The 4,416-nt window shown below is 30.4% G+C and carries 4 protein-coding genes; all 4 read right to left on the minus strand.

The window, feature by feature from the left end; all coding sequences use genetic code 11:
• Positions 1-646, minus strand: a 646-nt coding sequence (locus Q0649_RS11045; RefSeq protein ID WP_298841574.1) for an enolase C-terminal domain-like protein, incomplete at its 3' end; no start/stop codon positions are given.
• A 274-nt stretch (positions 647-920) separates the two neighbouring features.
• Complete coding sequence (pepV, locus tag Q0649_RS11050; RefSeq protein ID WP_298841577.1) at positions 921-2,312, minus strand: dipeptidase PepV; 1,392 nt, start codon at positions 2,310-2,312, stop codon at positions 921-923.
• 554 nt (positions 2,313-2,866) lie between these two features.
• A complete protein-coding gene (locus tag Q0649_RS11055; protein ID WP_298841580.1) occupies positions 2,867-3,217 on the minus strand; it encodes a PqqD family protein in 351 nt (116 codons plus the stop codon).
• Positions 3,204-4,416: OPT/YSL family transporter (locus Q0649_RS11060; protein WP_298841583.1), on the minus strand; the 1,213-nt coding region annotated here is incomplete at its 5' end. The genes Q0649_RS11055 and Q0649_RS11060, both read right to left, overlap by 14 nt.

A 4,416-nucleotide genomic window follows, 5' to 3' on the forward strand; every position in this document is an offset into this window, starting at 1 on the left:
CAAGCCCCATATCTTCAAATTTTCTAATTATACTTACAGCTTCCTTAGGTCTCCATCCTTGATTAGCATCTACCCTTATCTTGATTCCACGTCTGACTGCTTTTCTGACTGCTTTTCTTACTGCTTTAACTTTCTCTATATCAAAATCTACGTGATTCCCTACTTTTACCTTTAAACAAGTATAACCATCCATTACAGCTTGTAATGATTTTTCTACCATTTGCTCCACTGTATCATTAACTATAGTAATATCTGTAGTTAATGAAGTCTTATATCCACCCAAAAATTTATAAAGAGGAATTCCATATTTTTTGCAAAGCAAATCATAGATAGCTATGTCAATAGCAGCTTTTGCACTATTATTTCCATAAATAGAACTATGAAGAACCTTCATAATTTCTTCAAGATTTTCAATATCTAAGCCTATAATTTCAGGTTTTATATAATTTATAGCTCCAATAATTGAGTTTTCTGTTTCCCCAGTTATAAACGGTGTTGGAGCAGCACTACCATAGCCTACTTCACCTGTATCTGTAATCATTTTTATAACTATTTCATCGGAAAATGTAAGTATTCTTTTACCTACATTGTACCCATGTTTCAAAGGAGTACTAATTTTACCCATCTTAATATCTTGTATTTTCATAATTATCCCTCACTAAAAATCTATATTTTTTATAGTTTTTATATTGTTTAACTTATACAATGTTATATAACTTACTTGTAGTATAATATTTTATTATACCTCTATATCCAGCTTAATTCTACGACTTTATATAAATTTGCAAGTATATTGACTTATTATTTATTTAAGTTTCTCTTATAAGAGTATTAAGACCTACGTCATATTTTGCGTGACGTAGGTCTAAAGGTTATTTATTATTTACTAAGATACATATACTTTTAAATAAGGCATATATTTATTTTGCAAGTTCATACAATGCATGCGCATATATTTTAGCATTCTTAATTAAATTATCTATTGTAATATATTCATTTTGTTTATGAATCGTATCTGGTTCTCCAGGAAACATTGGTCCAAATGCTACAATATTAGGCATTTCTTTAGCATAAGTACCTCCGCCTATAGATACCAATGTAGCTTTTTCTCCAGTTTGCTCAGTATAAACTTTTTGGAGTGTTTTTATAATTGGGCTATCTGGTGGGAAGTATAATGGTTTTTGATGTACAAATTTCTCCACTCTTAATCCAGTTCCTTTTATTTTTTCATTAAATGGAGTCATCATATCTTCTAATTTCATTGTTACTGGGTACCTTAAATTTAATGTTACCGTTGCAGAGTTGTTATCCATATTTATAACTCCAACATTAAATGATAATTTTCCTGAAATTTCATCCTCAAGGCAAACACCAAAAGACTCGCCGTGCGTCTCTGTCCCTATATTTTCATTTAAAAATTTTATTAATTCTGTTCCATCATTTGAGTCAAGATTTATAGTTCCTAAAAATTGTAATAATTGCATTATTGCATTTTTACCAAACTCTGGTGTACTTCCATGAGCTGCTTCACCTATAGATTTAATTATTATAAGATTTGTATTAACCACTGCGGATAATTTATAATCGGTATCTTTTATAAACTTCCTTAATGATTTAACTATAACATTAGCATTAGTTGATACAATTCCTGCTTCACAATAATCTGGTACCATATTAGAAACTTGACCGCCCTTGATATATTTTATAACGTTTTCACCCTTAACTACGTTATTAAAATCTTTTACAATATCAAAAATAGTTATACCTTTTTCTCCATTAATTATTGGATAATCAGCATCTGGTGTAAACCCAGCAACTGGTGGTTTTTCTTTTTCTAAATAATGATCAAGTTCCTTGCTTCCTGTTTCTTCATTAGTACCAAATAAAACTCTAATTCTCTTAGATACAGGTAATTTTGCATCTTTTATTGCTTTCAAACCAAATAAAGTTGCCATTATTGGTCCTTTATCATCAGTAGTTCCACGTCCATACATTTTTCCATCATGAATCTCTGCGCCATATGGTGGGTAAATCCATCCATCACCTTCAGGAACTATATCTAAATGTCCTAATGCTAAAACATAATCATCACCAGTGCCATACTCTGCATAGCCCACATAGCCATCTACATTAACTGTATGAAGTCCTAATCTCTTTGCAACACCTAATGCACACTCTAGTGATTTAGCTACGCCTTCACCATACGGCATCCCTGGTTTAGGTTCACTTTCTACGCTTTTGATTTTTATAATTTCTTGTGTAGATTTAATAATGTCTTGTTTCATGTCATCAATTAATTTATTTAATTCCATATTCTTTCCCCTCTCTTAATAATCTACTAAAGCAGATTACATTATGTTATATTTTTTTATTATTTTTCAAAAGTTATCCATCTTTACCTTGATAAATATCTTAGAAACATAATTAACCTATCAATATAATTTTGCTCTAAATCATAAATATTTGTTTTTTATCTTCATCCTTAAACATAAGTATCTCTTAAAAAACAGCTAAGAGCCATAACGGCTCTTACCTTATATTTTTTATTTATTACTTAATATAATGTTTTATTCCGTAGTTAAATTATAACATTAAATAGTTTTTGTGTCTATTTTTACGACCTGCAAGTAGAACAAACATTTATCTGTATATTAATTGATTATATGTCTTGTGAATTGATTCTAAACCTACTGATAACAAAAGATGGCAACTACAATGTAGTGCCATCTTTTATGTTAAATCATCTCCTGCGGAGCTGAAATATTAATGACTTCAGAAGGAGATTTATATTTTCATTAAAGTTTTCTATTTGTTAAGGTATGTACTCCCACTTATAAAAGTGGGAGACTTTCCTTCTGAAATGTCATTAAATATTTCTTTTCTCTATATAGTGACAATTGACATCGATATGGTTTAAGAACAATAACAATCTTTCATAAAGTGGGTGAGCTTCATCACCATACTTTGCTTCTAGATTTTTACCAATATCTTTTACAGTCTTTTTGCCATCTATTTGTAAAAACACACAACTTCCATATTCATCTAAAGAAGTTTTTTTATACTCTGGAATTTTGAAATTAAGTTTTCTAAAGACCCTTTGGATTTTATGATCTTGTTTTTCAAGTATAGTCACAATATTTCCTTTATCTACTTCATATTCTAATTCATCGAAAATTTTAAATGTTATATTTAAAATATCTTCATTATTGTTTAGCATGTTTTACCTTACTTTTCATTATAGGTATAATAGTAGCAATTATTAGAACTACTAATATTATAAATGCCATTCCATTAGAAGCAGAGAATCCAGTTGGCCCAGCTCCTTTTAAAACGCCTGTTACTTGAAGTATTATACCTACAAGCCCAAGTATTGAACCACCGGCAACTAGACCAGACGATAATCCTATACCATTAGCAATTTTAAGTTCTTTATCTTCTTTAGATTTAGAAGTTTTCTCTATAAATAGACGAACTAATGCACCTATTAATATTATAGAATTTGTAGCTATCGGTAAGTAAAATCCTATAGCAATTGTCATTACAGGAAGCTTTAATATATATAAAACAATTCCCATAACAATGCCAGTGATTACCATAACCCAAGGTAATTTACCTGACATTATACCAGCAGTTAATGTTGCCATTAAGTTAGCTTGAGGTAATGCAAACTGAACGTTATCTCCAGTCATTGAAAGTTTAGTTGAAAGTAATAATATAGTACCAATAACTACAACAACACCAGCTATACCAGCTATAGCGAAGTATTTCTGCATTTCATTTTTGTCACCACCAACTATAAAAGTAACCTTTTGTGATTGACAGTAACCAGCTGCTACAGATATAACAGTAACTATAAATGTACCAAATAAAAGTAATGATTTGTTGTTTGCAGGGCTTTTCCATCCCATTACAACAAATAACAATGTTACAATGACTATAGAAGCTATCGTCATGCCAGATACAGGAAGATTTGAAGTTCCTATTGTACCAGTTAAACGACCAGAAACTATAGCAAATAAGAGAGATAAGAATAATGATAAGGCAGCAGCAGTTATTGCCATTAATATATTACCACCTGATATCACGAATCCTCCTATAAAAGTTATTACTATACCACTAAGTAATATCACGTTTCCAATAGATGAACTACCAGTACCATTTGAAGACTTAGCATTCATAGTTTCCTTTATAGAAGCTACTATTGTAGGTATAAGCTTTATAGCGCCTATAAAACCACCAGAAAGCATCATACCAGCACCGATATATTTAACATAACTACCTGCTATATTTTTAACTTGCATAGCATTTATAGCAACGCCAGGATCATTCCATACAGTTGCTCCGTTTCTTCCAAGACTCACGAAATATCCTATTAAAGGCATAATACCGAAATTAGATAATATAGAACCAGCAAAC

Source organism: uncultured Clostridium sp. (assembly GCF_937920395.1).
Taxonomy (GTDB): domain Bacteria; phylum Bacillota; class Clostridia; order Clostridiales; family Clostridiaceae; genus Clostridium_AD.

Excerpts from the sequence above, each read along its gene's own strand:
- Q0649_RS11055 (WP_298841580.1), bottom strand. The coding sequence starts at position 3,217 with ATGCTAAACAATAATGAAGATATTTTAAATATAACATTTAAAATTTTC.
- pepV (WP_298841577.1), bottom strand. The coding sequence starts at position 2,312 with ATGGAATTAAATAAATTAATTGATGACATGAAACAAGACATTATTAAA.